The organism is Erythrobacter sp. GH1-10 (assembly GCF_045363165.1).
In the GTDB taxonomy this organism is placed as follows: Bacteria; Pseudomonadota; Alphaproteobacteria; order Sphingomonadales; family Sphingomonadaceae; genus Erythrobacter.
The window spans coordinates 1,020,251-1,041,813 of record NZ_JBJFLP010000001.1; the positions used below are offsets into that span (position 1 = coordinate 1,020,251).

At 62.9% G+C, this 21,563-nt stretch carries 19 protein-coding genes; 14 read left to right on the plus strand and 5 right to left on the minus strand.

Annotated features, from left to right (window positions below; genetic code table 11):
• The first annotated feature begins 63 nt into the window (after positions 1–63).
• Positions 64–1,659: a ShlB/FhaC/HecB family hemolysin secretion/activation protein gene (locus ACI5KX_RS05020; protein WP_406809576.1), complete on the plus strand. Its 1,596-nt coding sequence runs from the start codon at positions 64–66 to the stop codon at positions 1,657–1,659.
• A gap of 50 nt (positions 1,660–1,709) precedes the next feature.
• Positions 1,710–2,105 carry a hypothetical protein gene (locus ACI5KX_RS05025; RefSeq protein WP_406809577.1) on the plus strand — a complete coding sequence of 132 codons (396 nt, stop codon included), beginning with the start codon at positions 1,710–1,712 and terminating at the stop codon, positions 2,103–2,105.
• Between the two features lie 4 nt (positions 2,106–2,109).
• Here the strand turns inward: ACI5KX_RS05025 and gdhA are convergent, their stop codons facing one another.
• Positions 2,110–3,465 carry an NADP-specific glutamate dehydrogenase gene (gene gdhA / locus ACI5KX_RS05030; RefSeq protein WP_406809578.1) on the minus strand — a complete coding sequence of 452 codons (1,356 nt, stop codon included), beginning with the start codon at positions 3,463–3,465 and terminating at the stop codon, positions 2,110–2,112.
• Positions 3,466–3,629: 164 nt separating this feature from the next.
• Between gdhA and ACI5KX_RS05035 the strand changes: the two genes are divergently transcribed.
• The 5 genes from ACI5KX_RS05035 (at position 3,630) to ACI5KX_RS05055 (ending at position 8,384) form a co-directional block, all read left to right on the plus strand.
• The gene (locus tag ACI5KX_RS05035) at positions 3,630–4,121 is read left to right on the plus strand and encodes a (2Fe-2S)-binding protein (RefSeq protein WP_406809579.1); all 492 of its coding nucleotides are present in this window, start codon (positions 3,630–3,632) and stop codon (positions 4,119–4,121) included.
• A 3-nt stretch (positions 4,122–4,124) separates the two neighbouring features.
• A complete protein-coding gene (locus ACI5KX_RS05040; RefSeq protein WP_406809580.1) occupies positions 4,125–6,377 on the plus strand; it encodes a molybdopterin cofactor-binding domain-containing protein in 2,253 nt (750 codons plus the stop codon).
• 63 nt (positions 6,378–6,440) lie between these two features.
• Positions 6,441–6,851 carry a c-type cytochrome gene (locus ACI5KX_RS05045; protein WP_406809581.1) on the plus strand — a complete coding sequence of 137 codons (411 nt, stop codon included), beginning with the start codon at positions 6,441–6,443 and terminating at the stop codon, positions 6,849–6,851.
• 20 nt (positions 6,852–6,871) lie between these two features.
• Positions 6,872–7,819, plus strand: a complete 948-nt coding sequence (locus tag ACI5KX_RS05050; protein ID WP_406809582.1) for an XdhC family protein — start codon at positions 6,872–6,874, stop codon at positions 7,817–7,819.
• Positions 7,809–8,384 carry a nucleotidyltransferase family protein gene (locus ACI5KX_RS05055; RefSeq protein ID WP_406809583.1) on the plus strand — a complete coding sequence of 192 codons (576 nt, stop codon included), beginning with the start codon at positions 7,809–7,811 and terminating at the stop codon, positions 8,382–8,384. The genes ACI5KX_RS05050 and ACI5KX_RS05055 overlap by 11 nt, the downstream gene beginning before the upstream one ends.
• Before the next feature lie 3 nt (positions 8,385–8,387).
• Here ACI5KX_RS05055 and ACI5KX_RS05060 read toward each other — a convergent pair whose 3' ends face one another.
• Complete coding sequence (locus ACI5KX_RS05060; protein WP_406809584.1) at positions 8,388–9,257, minus strand: hypothetical protein; 870 nt, start codon at positions 9,255–9,257, stop codon at positions 8,388–8,390.
• 95 nt (positions 9,258–9,352) lie between these two features.
• On the opposite strand from ACI5KX_RS05060, the gene ACI5KX_RS05065 reads away from it, so the two are divergent.
• The 3 genes from ACI5KX_RS05065 to ACI5KX_RS05075 all read left to right on the plus strand — a co-directional run bounded on the left by ACI5KX_RS05065 (position 9,353) and on the right by ACI5KX_RS05075 (position 12,693).
• Entirely contained in the window at positions 9,353–9,997 is a 645-nt protein-coding gene (locus ACI5KX_RS05065; protein ID WP_406809585.1) for a response regulator transcription factor, read from the plus strand.
• A gap of 83 nt (positions 9,998–10,080) precedes the next feature.
• Entirely contained in the window at positions 10,081–12,078 is a 1,998-nt protein-coding gene (locus tag ACI5KX_RS05070; RefSeq protein ID WP_406809586.1) for a sensor histidine kinase, read from the plus strand.
• Positions 12,079–12,153: 75 nt separating this feature from the next.
• Positions 12,154–12,693, plus strand: coding sequence for a hypothetical protein (locus tag ACI5KX_RS05075; protein WP_406809587.1), 540 nt, complete (start codon positions 12,154–12,156; stop codon positions 12,691–12,693).
• A 6-nt stretch (positions 12,694–12,699) separates the two neighbouring features.
• On the opposite strand, the gene ACI5KX_RS05080 is transcribed toward ACI5KX_RS05075, so the two are convergent.
• The 3 genes from ACI5KX_RS05080 to ACI5KX_RS05090 are packed head-to-tail and all read right to left on the minus strand — an operon-like array spanning position 12,700 to position 16,999.
• Positions 12,700–14,166: a TolC family protein gene (locus tag ACI5KX_RS05080; protein WP_406809589.1), complete on the minus strand. Its 1,467-nt coding sequence runs from the start codon at positions 14,164–14,166 to the stop codon at positions 12,700–12,702.
• Positions 14,167–14,168: 2 nt separating this feature from the next.
• Positions 14,169–15,212 carry an HlyD family secretion protein gene (locus ACI5KX_RS05085; protein WP_406809591.1) on the minus strand — a complete coding sequence of 348 codons (1,044 nt, stop codon included), beginning with the start codon at positions 15,210–15,212 and terminating at the stop codon, positions 14,169–14,171.
• Positions 15,209–16,999 carry an ABC transporter transmembrane domain-containing protein gene (locus ACI5KX_RS05090; protein WP_406809592.1) on the minus strand — a complete coding sequence of 597 codons (1,791 nt, stop codon included), beginning with the start codon at positions 16,997–16,999 and terminating at the stop codon, positions 15,209–15,211. Before ACI5KX_RS05090 ends, ACI5KX_RS05085 begins: the two co-directional genes overlap by 4 nt.
• A gap of 171 nt (positions 17,000–17,170) precedes the next feature.
• Here ACI5KX_RS05090 and eda point away from each other — a divergent pair, with 171 nt between their 5' ends.
• Genes eda through ACI5KX_RS05110 form a run of 4 tightly spaced genes read left to right on the plus strand, consistent with a single transcriptional unit; the run spans position 17,171 to position 21,560 of the window.
• Positions 17,171–17,809 carry a bifunctional 4-hydroxy-2-oxoglutarate aldolase/2-dehydro-3-deoxy-phosphogluconate aldolase gene (gene eda / locus ACI5KX_RS05095; RefSeq protein ID WP_406809593.1) on the plus strand — a complete coding sequence of 213 codons (639 nt, stop codon included), beginning with the start codon at positions 17,171–17,173 and terminating at the stop codon, positions 17,807–17,809.
• A 10-nt stretch (positions 17,810–17,819) separates the two neighbouring features.
• The gene (locus tag ACI5KX_RS05100; RefSeq protein ID WP_406809594.1) at positions 17,820–18,929 is read left to right on the plus strand and encodes an FAD-dependent oxidoreductase; all 1,110 of its coding nucleotides are present in this window, start codon (positions 17,820–17,822) and stop codon (positions 18,927–18,929) included.
• A gap of 42 nt (positions 18,930–18,971) precedes the next feature.
• Positions 18,972–21,110 (plus strand): FAD-dependent oxidoreductase, encoded by a 2,139-nt coding sequence (locus ACI5KX_RS05105; protein ID WP_406809595.1) that lies wholly within the window; start codon positions 18,972–18,974, stop codon positions 21,108–21,110.
• A gap of 30 nt (positions 21,111–21,140) precedes the next feature.
• Positions 21,141–21,560 carry a hypothetical protein gene (locus ACI5KX_RS05110; RefSeq protein WP_406809596.1) on the plus strand — a complete coding sequence of 140 codons (420 nt, stop codon included), beginning with the start codon at positions 21,141–21,143 and terminating at the stop codon, positions 21,558–21,560.
• Positions 21,561–21,563 lie beyond the last annotated feature (3 nt).

A 21,563-nucleotide genomic window follows, 5' to 3' on the forward strand; every position in this document is an offset into this window, starting at 1 on the left:
ACAAAGGTGTAAGGATTCCTTAGGTGTAAATGCCTATCGCGCGGAGGGTAATGGAGACCACCGATGCCGCCGGCTAAAGCGCTGATCTTGGGGACGATGCTGTGCACACCGTGTGCATCCGCATACGCACAATCAGCTGAAAACACGCCAAAAATCGGTTATGCGGACGTTCTGGCGATTGCCGAACAGGGGCGCGATGCGGGTTCCGCCGGATCGAATCAAATCGGCGCGGTCGTCATTACCGGCAACGAGGCGGTCGACGACGTTAAGTACCAGGCGGTGGTCGAAGCCTATTTCGGCGAACCCTTAACCGACGAAATGCTCGAGCGACTTAACGACGAGCTTGTTACGCTCGCAAAGGAAGAGGGTTATCCCTATGCGCGCGCATCGATCGACGAAGATGCCGCAGCGCTCGGTATCGTCCAGATCGAAATGGACGAGGGCCGGATCGAAGATGTCGCGATATCCGGATACCAGAATGCCATGGCGCGGCAGACACTGGGTGCTCTCATCGGACGGCCGGCAAATCGCGACGAGTTGGAACGGACTCTTTTGCTGGTTTCCGATATTCCCTCAGTGCAACTGGCCGGAGCAAAGCTGCGCCGGATCAATGGACGAAACGTACTCGAGGTCGCGCTTAAAGAGCGGACGTCCGAGTGGCGCATCGATGTCGACAATTACGGCACCGAGAGCTTCGGCCCGATACGCACGAGTGCGACCGCGCGAGTTGCCGAAGTCCTGTCATCGGCCGATGAGGTTCGCGGTACGCTGAGGCTTAATCCGCTCGAACCCGATGAACTGTTGTTCGCATCGGCTTCCTATCAAACGCAGCTAACGCAAAGCGGTGTGACGCTCAGGGTCGCTGGCGGGATCGGCAGCACCGATCCCGGCGGCGCGCTCGACGGGTCCGACATCAACGGCGACACGCTGAGTGCCAACGTGCAGGTCTCGGCCCCGATCCGGCGAACGAAGGACGCGAGCGCATGGATCGAGGGCGAGATGGCCTACATCTCGATCGAACAGGACGATCTCGGTGCGATGCTTCGCGATGATACGCTTGTGACGGCCGCAGTTGGGCTCAGGACACGGTTTGCCTTTGCCGGAGGTTTCGCTCGCACCAGCGTCCGGATCGAACGCGGGCTCGGCATACTCGGTGCGACGCGACTGGGCGATCCTTTCGCCTCTCGCTTCGATGGCGACGGGGTCTACACCAAGGTAAGGTTCAATGCTGACGCAAGGGTACCGCTGGTCAAGCGGCTCGACCTGTATTTCGCCGCGGGCGGGCAGGTTGCCGATCGTCCGCTGCTCGCGAGCGAGGAAATCGGGTTGGGCGGAGCCTATCGCACGCGCGGCTACGATTTTGCCGAGGTGTTGGGCGATGAGGGCATCTATGGCCTGCTGGAGCTGCGCTACAATTTCGACGCGCGCGACCTGCCGTTCGACTTTCTTCAACTCTACGCTTTCGTCGATGGCGGAACGGTGTCGGATATCGACCAGACCGGTAGCGAGGGATCGCTGTTCTCGGCCGGACCGGGCGTGCGGGCACGGCTCGGCATTCTCGATTTCGAAGTCGAGAGCGCATTTCCGCTTGGCGGGAGCGGAGAACGCCAGCCGAGCGACGATCCCGAGTTCAATATTCGCGCCGGGGTCAACTTCTAAACGCGGTCGAGCGATTGCCCGTCCATGACGTCGATGCTAGTCGCCAGAGCATGGTATCGGATCAGCACTATCGCGTCGGCGACGAAAGCGAGGACACCTGGTTTCGCTCGAAACCGGGGTGGATCCTTCTCGCCGCGGCATTTCTGATGGCGACCGCGTCCTACATCGTCGGGACCATGGATCGCGGTGAGAGCGAGGCACCTCAGGCTCTTGGGCAACAGGCTCCCGCCGATCAGCGCGCAATGGTCGAAGGTATGGTCACCCGGCTCGAAACACGCTTGCAGTCCGAGCCGCAGGATATCGAGGGATGGGTGATGCTGATGCGCAGCCGCATGACGCTGGGTCAGCCGGACAGGGCGACCGCTGCGCTCAATGCCGCCATCGCCGCCAATCCAGACCAGGCCGACCAGCTAAGGCAACAGGCGCAGCAGCTGGGGGTTCGTTAGGGAATCAAACCACGCCGAAGGCCAGCATGGCGTCGGCGACCTTCTTGAACCCCGCGATATTCGCGCCTTTGACGTAGTCGATGTAGCCGTCGCCATCGTCGCCATAGGTGACGCATTTCTCGTGAATGTCTTTCATCAGCTCGGTCAGCATGTCTCCAAGGCGCTCCTGGTTCCAGCTGATCCTCTCGGCATTCTGGCTCATTTCCAGCCCCGAGACTGCAACCCCACCTGCATTGGCCGCCTTGCCGGGCGCATACATGATCCGGGCGTCCTTGAAGACCTTCACCCCTTTCAGGGTTGTCGGCATATTCGCGCCTTCGGCGACTGCGATGCAGCCGTTGTCGACGAGCGCCTTGGCGTCGTCCTCTTCGAGCTCGTTCTGGGTCGCGCACGGCAGAGCGAGGTCGGCTGCGACGTGCCAGGGGCGCTTGCCCTCATGGTATTCTGCCCCACTGAACTCCTCGACATATTCGCTGATCCGGCCGCGGCGTTCGTTCTTGAGGCGTTTGACCCATTCGATCTTGTCCCGGCCGATGCCATCGGGATCGTGCACGAAGCCGTCTGAATCGGACAAAGTCAGCACTTTACCGCCGAGGTCGCACAGTTTTTCTGCCGCGTGGAGGGCGACGTTGCCTGCGCCGGAAATGATCGCGGTCTTTCCGTCAATCTCGCTGCCCGAATGACGAAGCATATTGCACAAGAACTGCACCGCGCCATAGCCGGTCGCTTCCGGCCGCATTTTCGAGCCGCCATACTCGGTCGCCTTGCCGGTGAGAACGCCTTCCCAGCGATTGGTGATGCGTTTGTACTGTCCGAACATATAGCCGATCTCGCGCGAGCCCACGCCGATATCGCCGGCGGGGACATCGGTGTCGGGCCCGACATGCCGATAGAGTTCGGTCATGAAGCTCTGGCAGAATCGCATGATTTCGCTGTCGGACTTGTCGTGCGGGTCGAAATTCGATCCGCCTTTGGCACCTCCCATCGGCAGACCGGTGAGAGAGTTCTTGAAGGTCTGCTCGAACGCGAGAAATTTGAGCACGCTTTCGTTGACGCTCGGATGGAAGCGGATGCCGCCCTTGTAAGGGCCGATGGCATTGTTGTTCTGCACACGCCAGCCACGCTGGACCCTGATCCGGTGGCTGTCGTCTTCCCAGCACACCCGGAACGAAACCACCCGGTCCGGCTCCACCATCCGGCGCAGAATCTGGGCTTCGTGATATTCCTGCTTGTCCTCGATGAAATCGAAAATGTCCTGAGCGACCTCCTGGACCGCCTGGATGAATTCGGTCTGCCCCGGATTGCGCTGCTTCACGCCTTCCATGAATTGCTCGAGGTTGGCGTGATCCGATGCTGGCATATTCTGTTCTCCTTTATGAATGAACACCATAGCGGTCGGTCGCGTTCCAAGATGGCGCTACGGGGATCGGAGGAACGCCTAATTGCCGCCACGCCCTTCCCTTGCGACAGCCTCTTCGATAGATTGCGAACTGCAACCGAGAGCAGCGCGGGGAATTTTTCGATATGGCGAGTTTCACCCTCAATGGTCAGCCGGTAACGGTCGACGCAGATCCGGCAATGCCGATCCTGTGGGTCGTGCGCGAGAAGCTGGGAATGAACGGGACCAAGTTTGGTTGCGGGATCGCGCAATGCGGTGCCTGCACCGTGCATCTCGATGGCGAACCGGTGCGTTCCTGCTCGACCCCCGTGGCACAGGCCGAAGGCCGCGAAGTCACAACGATCGAAGGCGTTGTCGGCCCTGACGGCGAGCTCAGCAAGATCCAGCAGGCATGGATTTCGGAGCAGGTGCCGCAATGCGGATACTGCCAGTCCGGCCAGATCATGGCCGCTACGGCGTTGCTGCGTGACAATCCCAACCCGAGCGATGCCGATATCGATGCCGCGATGTCGGGCAATATCTGCCGTTGCGGGACCTACACCCGAATCCGCCGCGCGATCAAAGTCGCTGCCGGGCAGATCGAACCCCGGCCAGAAGATGAAAGCGTGGAGGCCTGATCGATGAACGACATGACCCCCGACAAGAAGGAACGTTCCGGCCTCGCCAAGTGGAGCCGCCGCGGATTTATCGGCGCAGGCGTGCTCGCAGGCGGCGGATTGTTGATCGGCATCGGTGTGCGACCAGGCAATCCGGTCGGCAAGCTTGCGCCAAAGGTTGCTCCGGGCGCGGGTGAGCAGCTGGTCAATTCCTGGGTCAAGATCGACGCTAACAATATCGTCACCGCGATCGTGCCGCATTGCGAGATGGGGCAGGGTGCCCACTCGGTGCTCGGCCAGATGCTCGCCGACGAACTCGATGCCAAATGGGAAGACGTCCGCGTGATGCAGGCGCCTGCCGACGGCAGCTATGTTGTGACCGACACCGCGCGCATGTTCGTCGCGCCGTTCACCTTGAACGCCGCCGACTGGATCGAGCCGACCTGGAACGGCCTGTTCACGCAGGTCGCGCGCTTTGCCGATGCGATGATCACCGGCGGCTCGTCCTCGATCCGGACCACCGGGCAGCATTCGATGCGCGTTGCGGGCGCAGCCGCACGCAAGATGCTGATCGGTGCCGCAGCGGACGCATGGGGCGTCCCGGCGAACGAGATATCGACGAAGGACAGCACGCTGTTTCATGAAAAGTCCGGCAATTCGGCTCCCTATTCGGAGTTTGCCAGCGCTGCCGCCGAGCAGCCGATGGACCAGACCCCCGAACTCAAGAAACCCGCCGAATACCGGTTGATGGGCAAGAGCAAGCCTCGCACCGACATTCCGTCGAAGGTGAACGGCACAGCCGAGTTCGGGATCGACGCCACTCCGGAAGGACTGGATCTCAGCTATGCAGCGGTCGTGCGTCCGCCGGTTCCGGGAACCAGCGTCGAGACCATGGATGCCTCCCGCGCGAAAGACATGGCGGGCGTGCTGCAGATACTCAACATGGGCAGTTTCGTTGCCGTGGTGGCGGACAGCTACTGGCAAGCGCAGCAGGCGGTGAATACGATCGATATCGGCTGGAGCAAATCGCCGAGCCCGGTCAAGACGATGGACGATCAGTACGCGGTCTTTGCCAAGGCGCTCGATGCGGCGGGTGAAACCGGCGGCGAGACTGCGGCGGCAAAGGGCGACGCGAATGACGCACTCGGCAGCGCTCAGAGCAGGATCGAGGCCGAATACAAGGTTCCCTACCTAGCCCACGCCCCGATGGAGCCGATGAACTGCACGGCCTCCTTCAAGGATGGCAAATGCGACATCTGGACGAGCACGCAGGTGCCGCTGATGGCGCGCAGCGAAGTCGCCAAGACCATCGGCGTCTCGGCGGACGACATCACGATCCATCACCCTTACCTTGGCGGCGCGTTCGGGCGGCGTCTTGGAGCGGAATATGTCTCGATGGCGGCCCGCGTGGCCAAGGCGACCGGCTATCCGGTCAAGATGATCTGGAGCCGCGAGGAAGACACCCAGAAGGCGCTTTACCGCAACGCGGACACTTGCCGGATGCGCGGCGGGCTCAACGGTGACGGCAAACTCGTCGCCTATGACAGCCTCTTTACCCAGCGCCACGATCCGGCGGAAGCCTGTGTCCCCGCGATGTACGATATACCCAACACTGCCGTGCGCGTGGCGGAGGCCGAACTGCACCTGCCGTTCCAGGCATGGCGGTCTGTCGATCACTCGGTGCAGGGCTTCTTCATCGAAAGCTTCATCGACGAAGCCGCGCATGAAGCTGGCAAGGATCCGGTCGAATTCCGGCTCGCCATGCTCGGCAACGCGCCGCGCCACAAGGCGGTGCTCGAAAAGGTCGCCGAAATCAGCGGCTGGGGTGAGCCGGGCAAGGAAGGCACAGCCAAGGGTGTCGCGATTGTCGAGAGTTTCGGCAGCATCGTAAGCGAAGTGGTCGAGGTCGATATGTCAACGGGCAGGCCGAGGCTCAACAAGGTCTGGGCGGTGTGCGATGCCGGTTACGTGATGAACCCGGACGGCTTCCGCAACCAGATCGAAGGCGGCATCGTGTTCGGCTTGACGGCTGCGCTGTATGGCGAGCTCGAGCTCGAAGACGGCGCGATCAAGCAGAGCAATTTCCACGATTACAAGATGTTGCGGATGGACGAGACGCCCGAGATCGAGATTGAGATCATCAATTCGGGCGATGTTCCGGTTGGCGGCGCGGGCGAGCCGGGACTGCCCCCGGTGGCACCGGCGCTGACCAATGCGATCTTCGCTGCGACCGGCGAGCGCCTGCGCGAGCTGCCGATCGCCAAGCGGTTTGCCTGAGCGGGGTCATCAGGGGGAATGAGAATGCGCAATCGGGCGATATGGGCCACGAGCCTTTTTTCCTTGGCGCTCGCGGCCTGCGGCAGCGACCCGGCACCCGAGCCGGTCGAGCAGATCGTAGTTCGCGAACCAGGTGCAGCGCCCGCGCCGGTCGAGGCTGCGGGCGATATCGTCGCCGCGGGCCGGAAGGCTTTCGCCATGTGCACGGGATGTCATGTCGCAAAAGCGGGCGAACCGTCTGCGGCGGGCCCCAACCTGTACGGCGTGGTCGGCCGCGCGGCGGGCTCGCTCGACGATTTCGCCTATTCCGAGGAATTGGCCGGCTCGGGCATCACCTGGGATGCGGCCTCGCTCGATCGCTACCTCGCCGATCCCCAAGCGGCTGTGCCCGGAACCAGCATGTCGGCGGGGGCGGTTCCTGACGATGACCGGCGCGCGGCGATCATCGCCTATCTCGAAACGCTGCGCGAGTAAGCGCACGGGCGAGTGGCGCGGTGAATTTCCACGACGTATTCCTGTTCCTGGACGAGCACCGGCTCAAAGGCCTGGCAACGGTGCTCGTCACCGTCTGTGCGGTCGAGGGATCGTCGATGCGCAATCCGGGATCGGTGATGGGCGTGGCTGCGGATGGCAGCTTCGCCGGATCGCTTTCGGGCGGCTGCATCGAAAATGCGGTCGTTTCCGAGGCGCTCGACGTTTTAAAATCGGGCGATGCGCGGGTCGTGCGGTTTGGCGCGGGCTCGCCCTATCTCGATATCAAGCTGCCTTGCGGCGGCGGGCTGGACCTGCATTTCCAGCCACTCGGCGAAAGCGATCTTGCCGCCCAATGCCTCGCCTCGATCGAGCGGCGTTCGGCCTATTCCATCGCTCTTTCGGAAACCGGTGCCGAGCACCGGAGCGATTGGCACCCTCCGAGCTTCGATCCCGAAAGCGCGACCGGTGTCTTCGGTCACTGGCCGGCGCCGAAGTTTGAAATCGTCGGCCATGGCGCAGGGGTGGAGGCCTTGTGCGATCTCGCGCAGACGCTTGGCTGCGAGACGAGGGTGCTGACCCCCGACGAACGCCTCGCCGCCTCGCTCGACAGGCGCATGATGGATGTTGCGCGGCTCAAGCGCACTTCGCAGACCGATCTCATCCAAAGCGATCCGTGGACCGCCTTCGTCTTCCTGTTCCACGATCACGACTGGGAAATCGAATTGATGACGCGGGCGTTCGAACTGCCGCATTTCTATATCGGGGCGATGGGCGGGCGGAAAGCGCATGCCAACCGCCGCAGGGCGCTGCGCATGCGAGGCATCACCGAGGAACAACTGTTCACGATGAAGGCTCCGATCGGCGTGTTCCATTCCTCGCGCGATCCGCAAACGCTGGCGCTGTCCACGCTGGCCGAAGTAATTCGCACCTATCAGGAAACCGATTTCGAGGCGGTGCTTGGCGCGTAGTGCGCGCCTCGCAGTAGCTGTCCTCGCCGCCGGGTCGTCGCGGCGGTTCGGGGTCGAAGACAAGCTGGCTGCCCAGTTTCGTGGCAAGATGCTTGGCCTGCACGCCACCGACGCTATCCCGTGCGATCTCTTTAGGCATCGCTGGGTGATTGTGGCCACGGAAGATCATCCGTGCGCAAAGGGCTGGCGCGCAGCAGGCTTCGAAATCGAACCGAACTCGCGCGCTGAAGAGGGCATGGGCACCTCGGTCGCGCTCGCGGCATCGCTGGCGATAGGGGCCGGTGCCGATGCGCTGTTGATCGCGCTCGCGGACATGCCGCTCGTTCCGCAGAGCCATTTCACTGCGCTTGCAAACAGATCCACCCCGGGCGGCGTAGCGGTTTCGTCGGACGGTTCCGCGCGAATGCCGCCCGCGATCTTCGGTGCGAAGCATTTGCCGCACCTCGCACGGCTCGGAGGGGATATCGGCGCGCGGGCGATCCTTTCCGAAGGCGAGGCCATCGAGTGCCCGCCCGAATGGCTCGTCGATATCGACACGCCTGAAGCGCTCGCGGCGCTCGCCTAGCGCTCAAGGGCAGGGCTGCTTGGTCCACTGGCCCGCGTTTTCACCGCGCGCGCACATTTGCTGGCGCCAGAACCCGTCGAGCATCCATTGCCCTTTCTCGTCGATCCTCACTTCGGCGAAGTAGCGTGCGGCGGAGACGCTGTCGTCGAGATATCCGTCCTGGGTAAACGAGACCGCGTAGAACGGCTCGCGCCAGTTGGGCTTATCGAGCATCTTGAACTCGCGCCGCCATTTGACCTTGCGCACCTTGACCCAGGCTTCGCCCTTGCCTTCCATGCTTTCCGGATGGCTGTTCAGCACCGGGCCAAGCAGGTCGAACACGCCGGTCCCGCGCCATTCGCGCCAGCCGTCCTTCGGATTGCTGTCCCAGTCGCGGAACTGGCTGTGGCGGACAAGCTCGAAATCGCCCTGGACGCTCTTGGCCATCTTCGTGCCAAGGCACTGATCCGGTTTGACATTCTCAAGGAAATTCGCCTCGCCGATTGCCTGACCCTCATAGAACACCGTGTATCTCCGGATATCGATGTCCTGCGCGGTCAGGGTGAAGGACTCCGCGCCCATGCAATCGGCCGTGACGATCCGACCACCTCCGCCATACTCGATATCTCCGGTTATGTAGATCGCGGCCATGGATTGGTCGACTTCCAGCGCAAGGTCGTTGCCCTGGTACTTCATCGAAGTGCTGACGCAGCCGCTGGCGACGCGGACCTTCAAATCGCTGCCCTGCAGTTCGGGGCAGACATAGGTGACCCGGGCCTGTGCCTGCGATGCGAGCCCCAGCGCGAGCGCGCCGATCAGGAAGTGTTTGCCGTTCATGGATGCCTCCGTGGTTTCGATGACCACAATCTGTCCGCGATTGGGCGGAGCCGCCATGGGGCCGATCCCCCATCCGGTTGCGCGCTTCGGCCTTGATGGAATGGGCATTTATGGGCAGGGTTTGCGCCGTGCGGGCATTTCTCGGGGGGAGCATGGCCGAAAACAGCGAACGGTTCACGGCGGTCATCGCCGACGATCACGCGATCGTGCGGCGTTCGCTTGCTGCCATCCTTGCCGAAATCGGAACGGTCGATCTGGTCGCGGAGGCAGAAAACGGTCTCGAAACCATTGCCCTCGTGAAGGAACACCGGCCCGACCTCTTGCTGCTCGATGCCGCGATGCCTCTGGCACGCGGAGTCCAAGTCTATGGCGAAGCGCGTCGATGGTCGCCCGATACCAAGGTCGCGGTCGTGACCGGCTTCACGTCCACAGGCGTGCTGGCCGACTGGCTTGCCGCCGATGTCGACGGGTTGTTCCTCAAAAGTGCCGACCCTGCCGAAATGAAGCAGGGCTTCACCGAAATCCTCGCGGGGGGAAAATTCGTAGCGCAAGAAGTCGCTGACAAGCTCGCTGCCGAACCCGAACGCGAGGAACTGACAGCGCGCGAACGCGAGGTTCTGGCGCTTATCGCTGCGGGACACCAAAACGTCGCGATCGGCGACAAGCTGTTCATCAGCCCCAAAACGGTCGAGAAGCACCGCGCCAGTCTGATGGCGAAGCTGGGGGTCAATTCGGTCTCGGCGCTGCTGGTCCATGCCCTCAAGGAAGGGCTGCTCGATGAACACACACAGCTCTGAGACCCAGACCGGAAAGCTTTCTCGCCGATGAATGGGGGATTGGCCCCATATGGCGGTGCAGAGCCGGAACCTATTGGTTCGACATGACCAGAGAACTCTACCTTTCGAGACGCCTGATCGCCTGTCTGTGCGGCCTTGCGGCGCTCCTGCTTGCGTGCCTTCCGGCGACCGCGCGGGTGGGACCAACGTCTGCCCTTGAAGCGGTCGAACTGCCGGTCGGAAATGCGCATGTGCAGCCTTTCGACCGGATGCGCTTCTGGATTGGCGAGAGCGACACGTTCGATCCCGAAAAGGCGCTGTCGCATCGCGCTGCCTTCGAGCCGGTAACGACGCCATGGATCGATTTCGGCGACCAAGGGCGACCGGTGTGGTTGCTGGTGCAGGTCCACAATCCGAGCGAGCGCGCGGGCGAGTGGGTCATCGACATCCAGCGGCCCTTTGCGGAGGAATTGCTGGTCGCCAAGGTGGAAAGCAACTCGGTGCGCGACGCGCTGCTCGATGTCGACAGCAGGACCCCCTTTTCTGCGCGTCCGATAGAAAGCCAGTACCTGGTTGCACCGCTGGCGATGGACGCTGAGGAGACGAGCGATATCCTTATCGGCATGCGCTCTTCGACCGGCAGCTGGATGCCGGTGACCTTTGCGACGCTCGAGAGAATGCGAACTGCGCATATGCAAGAGGCGCGGTTCAACTGGACTATCAACGGCGCCATTCTCGCGCTTGTCATCGCGGCACTTTTCATGGGGCGATTGGTCGGCTGGCCGCTCGCGCTTGGCTTCGCCGGATATGCCGGGCTGAGCGCGCTGTTTGTCGCCAACAACGAAGGATATCTCCACCGTTTCGTCTTCACCGAGGCAATGTGGGTCTATGAGCCGCTCAACCTGATCCTGCTGTCGGGGATGATGCTGGCCCTGCTGCAATTCGCGCGGAGCTTTGCCAGTCTCGAACAGGGCGCGCCCCGCTTCGCGCAGTGGGTGAAGGGCATGCAGATCGGACTTGCCGGCCTTCTCGCGCTGAGCGCTCTCGCATGGCAGGTCGATGCGGTGCGCTTGCTCGTTTTTGCGCTCGTGCCGGTGGTGGCGCTGACCTATCTTGCCATCGCCGCGCACGCGTGGCGGGCAAAGGTGCTCGGTGCAGTGCCCTTCCTTGCGGGTTCTGCGGCCATCGCCCTCACCGTCACGGTGATGATCGGTGTGCTGCTTGCGCCGGGGCAGGTCCCGATGACGATCGCGCTCGACTATTTCCACGCGACGCTGCTGTTCGAGAGCATCGCCTTCTTCATCGCTATCGTCGTGCGGATGCTCGCCATGCAGCAGGACCTCAATCGCTCGCTCCAGGCCGAGGTAGCGGTAACCCGCGAAAAGCTCGAATTGGCTCAAGCGCTTCAGGAAAGCCGCGACCGCTACGATAAGGCCCGAGGTGCGGCAGCGGCGATGCGTGCGCGGCTGCAATCGACCTCGCACGATCTCCAGCAGCCGTTGATCGCGCTGCGGCAGAACCTGCAGCGGCTCGCCGATCGCGACAAGGAAGCCGCGGGCAAGCTCGAAAGCGCGCTGGATTATCTCGAGGCGGTAACCGTGAGCGGGCTTGCGGACGAGCCACTAGGCGAGGATCAGCAAGCGGGAGAGAAGCCCGACGAAGGCGCCGAGAGCTTCCCTGTTTCAGTGGTTCTGCTCAATTGCGCGAGGATGTTCCATGGCGAGGCCGAACGCGCCGAAGTCGAAATCCGTCTGCGTACCAGCGATGCTGCGGTCCACACCGATCCGGTCGCGTTGATGCGCGCGGTGAGCAATCTCGTATCCAATGCACTCAAGCATGCTGGCGCCACGACAATCCTCCTTGCCGCGCAGGAGCGAGGGGACCACATCGCGATCCACGTCATCGACAACGGCAGGGGCATGAGCGAGACCGAGATCGCGCAATTCGGCGAGATTGCTGCGAAGGGCGAGGACAGCGACGGGCACGGTCTTGGCCTCGCCCTTGTGCGCGAATTCGTCAATACCCCTGGTCATGACCTCTCGATCCGGTCTCGGCCGGGCAGAGGCAGCTGCTTCACGCTTCGTGTACCGAGAGGCCGCTGAGCGGATGGGGTGTCGACCCCATGGCGGCCCGCCGGATGGCTGCGCTAGTCCGGATGACACACAAGGAGACACGCCATGACGAAGCCGTTCAAATCCGCCGCAATCGCCGCCATCGCCTTTCTCGCTTCGGCATGTTCGGCGACCTCCGAACAGACCCTTGCCATCGCACTTTCACCACCCGAACCCAAAGCTTCGATTGCCCTGTGCCAGAGTGAAGAGCGGCAGCTTTTCCTCGGCCAGTCTACCACCGACGAGTTCGGCTATGCCATCGCCGTGTGTGTCCTGAAAGGGGAGGGTCAAAACGACGATCGTGTCAGCGTTGTGCTTGCGGGCGAGGGCGGCAACCTGCGCACATCGTGCCTTGCCAGCGCGTGCGAGGGGGTGATCGAATACAGTCGTTACACACGCTACCGCTTCACCGAGCTAAGGCTCAAATGGTCCACCGATTCCGGTGAGCACCAGCTTGTCGAAGGTTTCGATGCACAGGATATGGGCGCCGAAACCGATACAGCGGTGCTTCACTACTGGCCCGGTTCCGACGATGCCGAGCAACTGGCTTCCGGCTATGCCCCGCTTGCGTTGATGGAACTTGGCAAGAGCCTGCCGGACAATTGAGCCGGACTATTCCAGCCCGAGTGCATCGAGATCCATGGTGGCGGCGGAATAGCTCGCCGCCGCGAGCCTGCCGTTGAGATCGGCACGGATCGCGCGGATCTGTGCGTCGGCTGCGCTTTCCTCGCGCAAATTGACGAGGAAGAAGTCCCCAGCGCCGAGATCGAACCGCTTGCGCTCGGCAGCGACCATCGCATTGGCCTGGTCGACCTCCTGCTCCGAAAGTTCGGCCAGTTCGAGCGCGGTCCCCAGCGTGGTCACGATATTGCCGAGTTCGACTTCGATCCGGTCGGCCACCCGCCGCTCGCGCAGTTCGATTTCGCGTAGTTCGGCCTCGGCCCGTTGCAGGCGACCGCGAGCCTCGCGGCGCTGGATCGGAACGGTGAACTTCACTCCGACCACCGTGTCGGTAGAGTCGAAACTGGAGCCGCCATCGCCCACCGCGCCGAAATCGCGCGACAGCTCGACGTTGAAATCGAGCTTGGGCTGGAGGTCGTTGCGGCGCAATTCGATCGTGTTGGTCGCCCGCTCGACTGCAAGGCGGAAATTCTGCAATTCGGGGCGGTTGTCGAGAACCTCATTCGATTGCGATGCCAAGAGACGATCCAACTCGGGCAAGCCGGCGAGCAGATCGGTATCAGGCAACTGCTCGCGCGTCGGGGTGATCAGCCGTCCCGATGCATCGCGAATGTAGTAGGACAGGCCGTTCGACGCGGTGCGGAAATTGCGTTGCGCTTCGGCAAGCAGGGTCTTGCGACGGATCACGTTCTGCTCGTTTTCGGTAAGTGCGATCTGCGGGATCGCCCCCGCGCGAACCTGCCGACTGAGGCCGATGGTGCGTGCCTGCGCGATCTCCAGCAATTCCTCGTATACCTCGATCTCGCGCCCCGCCGCGACCCAGCGCCAGTAGGCCTTCAGCGCCTCGTGCTGGACGTTGAGCTGGACCAGCATGACATCGAGGCTGGCCTGGCTCGCAGCGAGGCGGGCATCCTCGATGGCAAAGCGGCGCTTATCGATCCGCCGGTCGCGCAGCAGCGAGAACAGCGCACCGATCTTGAACTCGCCGGCCTGGTTGGTGTTGTAGTAATTCTCGTAGATCGGGAAGGTCCCGTCCGACAGGCGATAGCTGCCGTAGACCTCGGCACCAAACGGTCGCAGCGGCTGGATCGCGCCGACCTCGGCGAATCCGCCCGAGTAAAAACCCGTCACCCGGTCATAGGCCTCCGCCTCGAGCATCAGGTCGAACGCGCCGTCGGCGGAAAGCTGGTCGCTGCGCGCGGCGGCCTCGCGCTCGAAGCTCTCGAGGATGCTGGGGAAGGTCAGCACCGAGCTGCGCAACACTTCTTCAGGGAGGAGCGGCCCTTCTGTCAGCGCCTGTTCGAGCGGATCGTCGAGCGGTTCGATGTTCTGCGCTGCCAGCGGTTCGCCAAACGCATCGAGCGCGACCGCCAGCCCAAGGGCAACCACCGACCGCATAATCAGACGCCCTGCCCGCCCGTGTTGGTGGCAGGCGGAAGCTCGGGCGGGAAATTGTTGAGCTGGCGCCAGATCTCATAGCCGACCGGAACGGTTTCCAGCAGGATCCACGCACGTACCGAGGCGCCGTATCGGGCGTAGCGCTCTTCGGGCCAGGGAAGGTCGGCGCGCGCATCCTCGGCGATCAGCACACGGAACCGGCCATCCGCCTGCGCCGACTGGTCGACCGAGATCACGACGCCGCCGAAAGTGCCGACCGCGACCGATGGCCAGCCGCTGAACTGGACGGCGGGCCACCCTTCGAACTGGATGCGCGCCTTCTCGCCGACCTGCAGCAGGCCGACATCGCGGCCATCGACAAAGATCTCGATCACCCGTTCCGAGGTCTCTGGCACGAAGCTGGCCAATACATCGCCCGCGCTCACGAGTGTTGCGGAGTCGCCCGAATTTACCGACTGGATGAAACCGTCGCGCGGGGCGACGACGAGCTGTTCGGATTGCCGCGACAGAGCGGTTTCGGACCGGGTGAGGTTGGCCTGCGCCCCGGCGACCCGCCCGCGCATCTCCTCCACCCGGATTTGCGCCTGTTCGTAGTCGCGACGCGCGGTAAGGCCCGCAGCGAACAACTCCGCCATGCGCCGTTCGTCGATCTGGGCGGTCGCGAGCGCGTTTTGCGCCGACTGCAGTTGGATCTGGGCCTGCTGGCGCTCGATCTGCAGCCGCTCGATCAACCGCGGATCGATGTCCGAGATCCGCGCAATGGGATCGCCCTTCAGCACTGCGCTGCCGTCGCGCACGAACCATTCTTCGATCCGTCCGGATACGAGCGCGGTGATTTCCTGCTGCCTTTCCTCCGGATCGAGCGTGGTCACCTTGCCCGGTCCGCCGGTGGTCTGGACCCACGGCACAAAGATGAGGAAGCAGACCAGCGCGACGATCCCCGCCAGCACGATGACATAGACAGTGCGCATCACGCGCGGCGTCTTGATCTCGTCCAGCGCGGTGAAATGCGCCATGTCTTCCTTGTTGCGTACGGCGGCGCTCATTTCCCCGCCACCTCGCGTTTGCCAGGCTTGGGAGCGATTTCATCCGTCGCCAGGGGGCGAGGGCCCGAAGGTTGGCGCGGCGGCTTCTGGTTCACCGCCAGGCAGAAATCGTCAAAATCCTTGAAGTATCGTTGCTGCGAAGCCTCCATGAACAGGAAACGATCGAAGCCAAGGTCGATCCGGCGGTTCGAAAAGCAGATCACGGTAGAATATGCCTGTTCGCGCAGCGTCTTTACGGCGCGCGCAAGATTTTCCTCGTCGATCAGGTCGAACAGCTGACTGAGCACTAGGACTCGCGGCTGTTCGAGCAGCGCGTTGGCAAGCTTCAGCTGCTGCAATTCCACCGAGGATAACGGCCAGCCGGTCGAGGCGACCACGGTGTCGAGACCCTTCTCGAAGGTGGCGATCGTGTCGGTCAGGCCGACCGTTTCGAGCGCGCCCACCATGCGGTGGCTCGCGGTCGTGGGGCAGGACAAGCCGAGATATTCGCGGATCGTCATGCCGACGAAGCTCGGCCGTTCGAGGACATGCACGTCCTTGCGCAGATTGCCTGTCTCGATCTCGCGCAGGTCGACACCGCCCATCGTGGCGAAGCCGCTTTGCGGCAATTCGTGCATCTTCAGGATGTTGGTGAACAGCCGCTGGACCCCGGGCTGGCTCGCCGACGCCATCACGATCGCGCCACTCGGAATCTCGAAGTCAAGCACCGCATCTTCGTGTCGTGCGCGCCCGCGAACGTTGGTGAATACGAGCGTGTGATCCTCCCCGCACACGGGATTGTCGCCCGCCGGCTTTTCCTGTTCGACATCGTAGAACAGCGTCAGTTCTTCGATCGCGGCACACAGGTCGTAGAAATAGGTGAGGTAGGTGCCGAGCTGCGCAACGCCGAAAAAGGCCACCGAGAGAACCAGCTCGGCGGCGACCAGCTGGCCGAGCGTCAATTGCCCCTGGATCACCAGCCAGCCGCCCAGGCCGAGGAGGACAGCGCTGGCAGCCGCATACATCAGCAGGAAAGCGAGCGTTTGCGAGAAATGCTGGCGGAAGTGCCGCTTGCGCTGGTCGATATAGCCGTGGGTATATTCGTCGGTGCGGTCGAGCGCGTAGTCGATCCGGCGCTGCGATTTGAAGAACCCGTTGGATTCTCCGATCGTCTCGAGCCAGGCGGCGGTCTGGTGCTTGGCATGGGACAGGTCGATCCCGGTCCGGATCGCGCGCCCGCCCCATGTCAGCCAGACGACCCAGATGAGCGCGCTCATCACCAGCGTGAAGACAAGAAAAAGCGGGTGGTAGAGCGAGACCAGAACAAAGCCGACCGCGACTTGCAGCACCACCGAAAATCCGCCGATGAACAACACAGGCAGAGCGATCTGGACGTTGATCACATCGAAGTAGCGGTTGAACAGCGCGCTTTTCTTGCGGTCGCCGAAGAAGGGGTCCTGCGCATAAACCGATATCAGCGCGATCTCGGCGACCATGCGGGCGTAGAACCGCCGCGCGAAGATCTCCATGAGGTGGATCCGCAGCGCATTGAGTAGGCCGAACAGGACCAGCAGCCCGAACAGCGTGAGCGAGAGCATCACCAACGGCGCGGCGAGTGCGGTGTTGGCGACGTTGTTGATCAGAAACTGGACCGAAATCGGAGTCGCGAGCGAAAGCAGGCTTACGCCGAGCCCGTAGACCAGGCTAAGCCAGTAGAAATTCGCTTCCGGCTTCAATATCTCGAAAAACCGGCGGAAGAAGGTCCCCAGCGAAAGCCGGGTGCCGTAGGTCGCATTGTCAGTGGCCATAGCGGCGTCTCAGTCCATCGAGCGTCGAAAAAAGCGTTTCGTCTTTGTGCGCACGCCGGTATCCCCACCCGGACGTCCGACGGGATTTTGGCCCGTCGCAGCGCGGATGAAACGCTTACCTGCAAGGGCGGTTCCGCGATTACGGTGGGCAAAAGTACAAGGGGATTGAAAATGAGCGACTTGAACCAGCGGCTTGAGGCGGCTCCCGTCGTACCCCTGATCGACGAGAGCGATGCCAATCGCGCGGTCGCGACGGCGAAGGCGCTGGGTGAGGGCGGGCTCGGCGTGATCGAGGTCGTGCTGCGCAGCGAAGGCGCGCTCGAAGGCATGAAGGCGATTATCGAGCTGGGCGGAGACCTTGTGGTCGGTGCGGGAACGGTGCTGACGCTCGGTCAGGCGAAGGAAGTGCATCAGGCGGGCGCGCAGTTCATCGTCTGCCCCGGCCTCGTCGACGAGATCGCCGAATACTGCCTTGCTGAAGGGATCCCGTTCTTCCCGGGCACAATGACCGCGGGCGAGGTGCAGCGCGCCTATGCGCTGGGCCTGCGCGAAGTGAAGTTTTTCCCGGCAAGCCTCGCCGGCGGCGTGCCGATGCTCAAGGCTTTCGGATCGGTGTTCCGCGAAATGCGCTTCATGCCGACGGGCGGCGTGTCGCCCGGCAACCTTGGCGAATTCCTCGCGCTACCCCACGTGCTCGCGTGCGGGGGCAGCTGGCTTACTCCGAAGGACGCAATCGAGGCGGGTGACTATGCTGCTGTGACGCAGCTGGCTCGCGAGGCGGTCGCAATCGCCCGGACCGCGCGCGGGTAAGCGGAGCGCGGTGTCGCTGGACCACCACCATATTCTGCTGGTTGGCGGCGGGCACGCGCATGTAGCGGTGCTGGCCGACTGGATCAGGAGCGGTGTTCCGGCAGACCGCGCCACCCTTCTCACACCGCATCCGAACTTGCGCTATTCCGGCACGGTGCCGGGCTGGATCAGCGGACAATATGACCGCGACGAGGGTTTGGTCGATCTCGCGGCGCTGGCGGAGCGCGCCGGTATCCGGCTGGTGCCCGATCGCTGTATCGCGATCGATCCGGAAAACCAGGTCGTCCAGACGGGGAACGGAGAAGAGATCCCATACGATATCGCCTCGATCGATACCGGGGGTGTGGGCCGTGCCGGAACGGTGCTCGGCGAGGATCCGCGATTGATCGACGTCCGACCGATCGACAGCTTCGTGGAACGCATCGACGCCTTGGTAGACGCAGCGCGAATTGCCGTGATTGGCGGCGGTGCGGGCGGGGTCGAGCTCGCTGTCGGCCTGCGCAACCGCAAAGGGGCGGTACAGCGGCCCGAAGTCGTGCTGGTCGCCGGAATCGAAGGCCTCCTGCCGGGCTTCGGCGCTTCGGTTCGAAGCAAGGTGAGCGATGAGCTGGAACGGCAGGAGATCGAGCTGATCGGTCAGGACGCCATGATCGACGCCGGTGCTTTCCAGGCGGGTACCTCCCGCCTCGAACCGGTCGATTGCATTGTCGCTGCGCTCGGCAGCGCTGCACCTGAATGGCCTCGCGCCAGCGGTCTCGCCTGTGACGAGGACGGCTTCATCGCGGTGGACGAGCACCAGCGATCGACGTCGCATCCGGATATCTTTGCGGCGGGGGATGTCGCCGCGCGGCAGGACCGCGATGTGCCGCATTCGGGTGTCCACGCAGTGCACACCGGGCCGATCCTCGCCGACAACATTCGCGCCGCCGCCGCCGGGCTGCCGCCGTCGAAGAGCTATCGCCCGCGTCGCTTCAGCCTGTACCTGCTCTCGACAGGAAACGGTTCTGCCATCGCCAGCTACGGACCTTTCTCGGCAAAGGGCCGTTGGGTAGCGAAGCTCAAGCACTGGATCGATACCGGCTGGATCGAGAAATATGCGCGACTGGGCGGAAAGCTGTAACCACCTGCTACTGCGCCGCGAACAGGGGACATCGGGCACATCATGAAAAAGATTCTCATCATCCTGGCACTGGCCGCTCTGATTGCGGCCTATTTCCTGTTCGATCTGGGGCAGTACCTCACGCTCGACGGGATCAAGCAGGTCGCTGGCGAGGTCGACGGGTTCTACCATGACAATCCCGTGCTGGTGCTCGGCGCGTTCTTCCTGATCTACGTTGCCGTGACAGCGGCCTCGCTTCCGGGTGCGGCGATCCTCACGCTCGCGGCGGGTGCGCTGTTCGGGCTGTTGACAGGGACGATCCTCGTCTCCTTCGCCTCAACCATTGGCGCGACGCTGGCGTTTCTCTCGTCTCGCTACGTGCTGCGCGACACGATCGAAGCGCGCTTCGGCGAGCGGTTGAAGGCGATCAACCAGGGGCTGGAGCGCGATGGCGCGTTCTACCTGTTCACGATTCGCATGATCCCGCTGTTTCCGTTCTTCGTGGTAAACCTCGTGATGGGGCTGACGCGGATCGGGACCTGGACATTCGCATGGGTGAGCCAGGTGGGGATGCTGCTCGGCACGATCGCCTATGTGAACGCCGGTACGCAGCTGGCGCAGATCGAAAGCACCTCCGGACTGCTCTCGCCCATGCTGATCGGCTCATTCGTGTTCTTGGGCATCGTGCCGTGGATCGCGAAGGGCATCATTGGCATCATCAAGCGGCGCAAGGTCTACAAGGGATACACACAGCCGAAGAGCTTCGACCGCAATCTGGTGGTGATCGGTGCCGGATCGGCCGGTCTGGTCTCGGCCTACATCGCCGCGACCGTGAAGGCGAAGGTGACGCTGGTCGAAGCCAACGAAATGGGCGGCGATTGCCTCAACACCGGCTGCGTGCCGTCGAAGGCGCTTATCAAGAGCGCGAAGGTCGCCGCGCAGATGCGCAATGCCGATCGATACGGATTGAAGCCGGTCGAACCCGAGGTGCCGTTCCGTGAGACCATCGCGCGGGTGATGGACATCATCAAGGCGATCGAACCGCACGACAGCGTCGAACGCTACGAAGGGCTCGGAGTCGACGTGGTGAAAGGCTATGCGACCATCGTCGATCCATGGACGGTCGAGATCGCCTTGAACGACGGCGGAACGCAGCGGCTCACGACGCGAAGCATCGTGATCGCCAGCGGTGCGGAGCCGGTGGTGCCGCCGATCGAGGGCATCGAAGGCAGCGGGTACCTCACCAGCGAGACGATGTGGGACGCGTTCGCGCAGATGGAGCGCGCGCCCGAACGGGTTGCAGTGCTCGGCGGTGGACCGATCGGATGCGAACTGAGTCAGGCACTTGCGCGGCTAGGCTCGAAAGTGACTCAGGTCGAGATGGAAGGCCGTGTGCTCGGACGCGAAGACTCGGAAGTTTCGGCGATGGCCCAGTCTGTGCTGGAGGAGGCTGGCGTCGACGTTCTCACCGGGCACAAAGCCGTTAGGGTCCTCAACGGAGTGCTCGTCGCCGAACACGGTGAAGGGGACGTCGAAATCCCGTTCGATACGCTGATCGTCGCGGTCGGTCGAAAGGCGCGGCTGACCGGCTTCGGGCTGGAAAAGCTCGGCATCGACACCGACAAGACCGTGAACACGGACGAATTCCTCGCCACCAGGTTCCCGAACATCTTCGCCGCGGGAGATGTCGCGGGGCCATACCAGTTCACGCATGTCGCGAGCCACCAAGCCTGGTATGCCAGTGTCAACGCCCTGTTCGGAACATTCAAGAAGTTCAAGGCCGATTATCGGGTGATCCCGGCGGTGACCTTTCTCGATCCCGAATTCGCCCGCGTCGGGCTCAACGAGACCGAGGCGAAAGAGCAGGGCACCGAATACGAGATCACGACCTACGGTATCGATGATCTCGACCGCGCGATCGCCGAGAGCGAGGCTGAGGGTTTCGTCAAGGTTCTTACGGCCCCGGGCAAGGACACCATCCTCGGGGTATCCATCGTCGGCAGCCATGCGGGGGAATTGCTTGCCGAATACGTGCTGGCGATGAAGCACAAGATTGGCCTCAACAAGATCCTCGGCACGATCCACTCCTATCCGACCATGGCCGAAGCCAACAAGTTTGCTGCGGGCGAATGGAAGCGCGCGAACAAGCCCGAAAGGCTGCTCGGCTGGGTCGAGAAGTATCACGATTGGCGGCGCGCCTAGCGCCCACCCGAACACCCTGGAGAACCCCCAATGCTCACAAAAATATCCCTGCTCATCATGCGCATCGGCACCGGCGGCTTGCTGGTGGTGTGGGGCTTGGTCCGCGTGGTCGGCGAAAAGGGCGTTGGCCTTGCCGACAAGTACTACAGCGGCGTCGGATCGAACGAGATGCTGCAGCTCGCCTATGGCTATGCCGAGATAGCGCTCGGCATACTGGTGATCCTGGGGGTGATGCGGAAGTACACCTTGATCGGATCGGCGGTGATCCTCGTAGGCGGCGCCATCCCGATCTGGCGGCACTTCCTCGACCCGTTCGGCGAATATCTCCACGAAGATGCCAATATCCTGTTCTTCCCTTCGCTGACCGTGGCCGGGGCCGCACTTGCGCTGATCGCGCTGCGCAAACACGACACGCTGGCGCTCGATCGTCTTTTCGGCAAGAAAGGCTGATCG

Coding starts and splice junctions, on each gene's coding strand:
- ACI5KX_RS05020 (WP_406809576.1), top strand. CDS start 64: ATGCCGCCGGCTAAAGCGCTGATCTTGGGGACGATGCTGTGCACACCG.
- gdhA (WP_406809578.1), bottom strand. CDS start 3,465: ATGCCAGCATCGGATCACGCCAACCTCGAGCAATTCATGGAAGGCGTG.
- ACI5KX_RS05105 (WP_406809595.1), top strand. CDS start 18,972: ATGAAAAAGATTCTCATCATCCTGGCACTGGCCGCTCTGATTGCGGCC.
- ACI5KX_RS05070 (WP_406809586.1), top strand. CDS start 10,081: ATGACCAGAGAACTCTACCTTTCGAGACGCCTGATCGCCTGTCTGTGC.
- ACI5KX_RS05035 (WP_406809579.1), top strand. CDS start 3,630: ATGGCGAGTTTCACCCTCAATGGTCAGCCGGTAACGGTCGACGCAGAT.
- ACI5KX_RS05085 (WP_406809591.1), bottom strand. CDS start 15,212: ATGAGCGCCGCCGTACGCAACAAGGAAGACATGGCGCATTTCACCGCG.
- ACI5KX_RS05060 (WP_406809584.1), bottom strand. CDS start 9,257: ATGGCGGCTCCGCCCAATCGCGGACAGATTGTGGTCATCGAAACCACG.
- ACI5KX_RS05025 (WP_406809577.1), top strand. CDS start 1,710: ATGGTATCGGATCAGCACTATCGCGTCGGCGACGAAAGCGAGGACACC.
- ACI5KX_RS05075 (WP_406809587.1), top strand. CDS start 12,154: ATGACGAAGCCGTTCAAATCCGCCGCAATCGCCGCCATCGCCTTTCTC.
- eda (WP_406809593.1), top strand. CDS start 17,171: ATGAGCGACTTGAACCAGCGGCTTGAGGCGGCTCCCGTCGTACCCCTG.
- ACI5KX_RS05065 (WP_406809585.1), top strand. CDS start 9,353: ATGGCCGAAAACAGCGAACGGTTCACGGCGGTCATCGCCGACGATCAC.
- ACI5KX_RS05110 (WP_406809596.1), top strand. CDS start 21,141: ATGCTCACAAAAATATCCCTGCTCATCATGCGCATCGGCACCGGCGGC.
- ACI5KX_RS05090 (WP_406809592.1), bottom strand. CDS start 16,999: ATGGCCACTGACAATGCGACCTACGGCACCCGGCTTTCGCTGGGGACC.
- ACI5KX_RS05040 (WP_406809580.1), top strand. CDS start 4,125: ATGAACGACATGACCCCCGACAAGAAGGAACGTTCCGGCCTCGCCAAG.
- ACI5KX_RS05080 (WP_406809589.1), bottom strand. CDS start 14,166: ATGCGGTCGGTGGTTGCCCTTGGGCTGGCGGTCGCGCTCGATGCGTTT.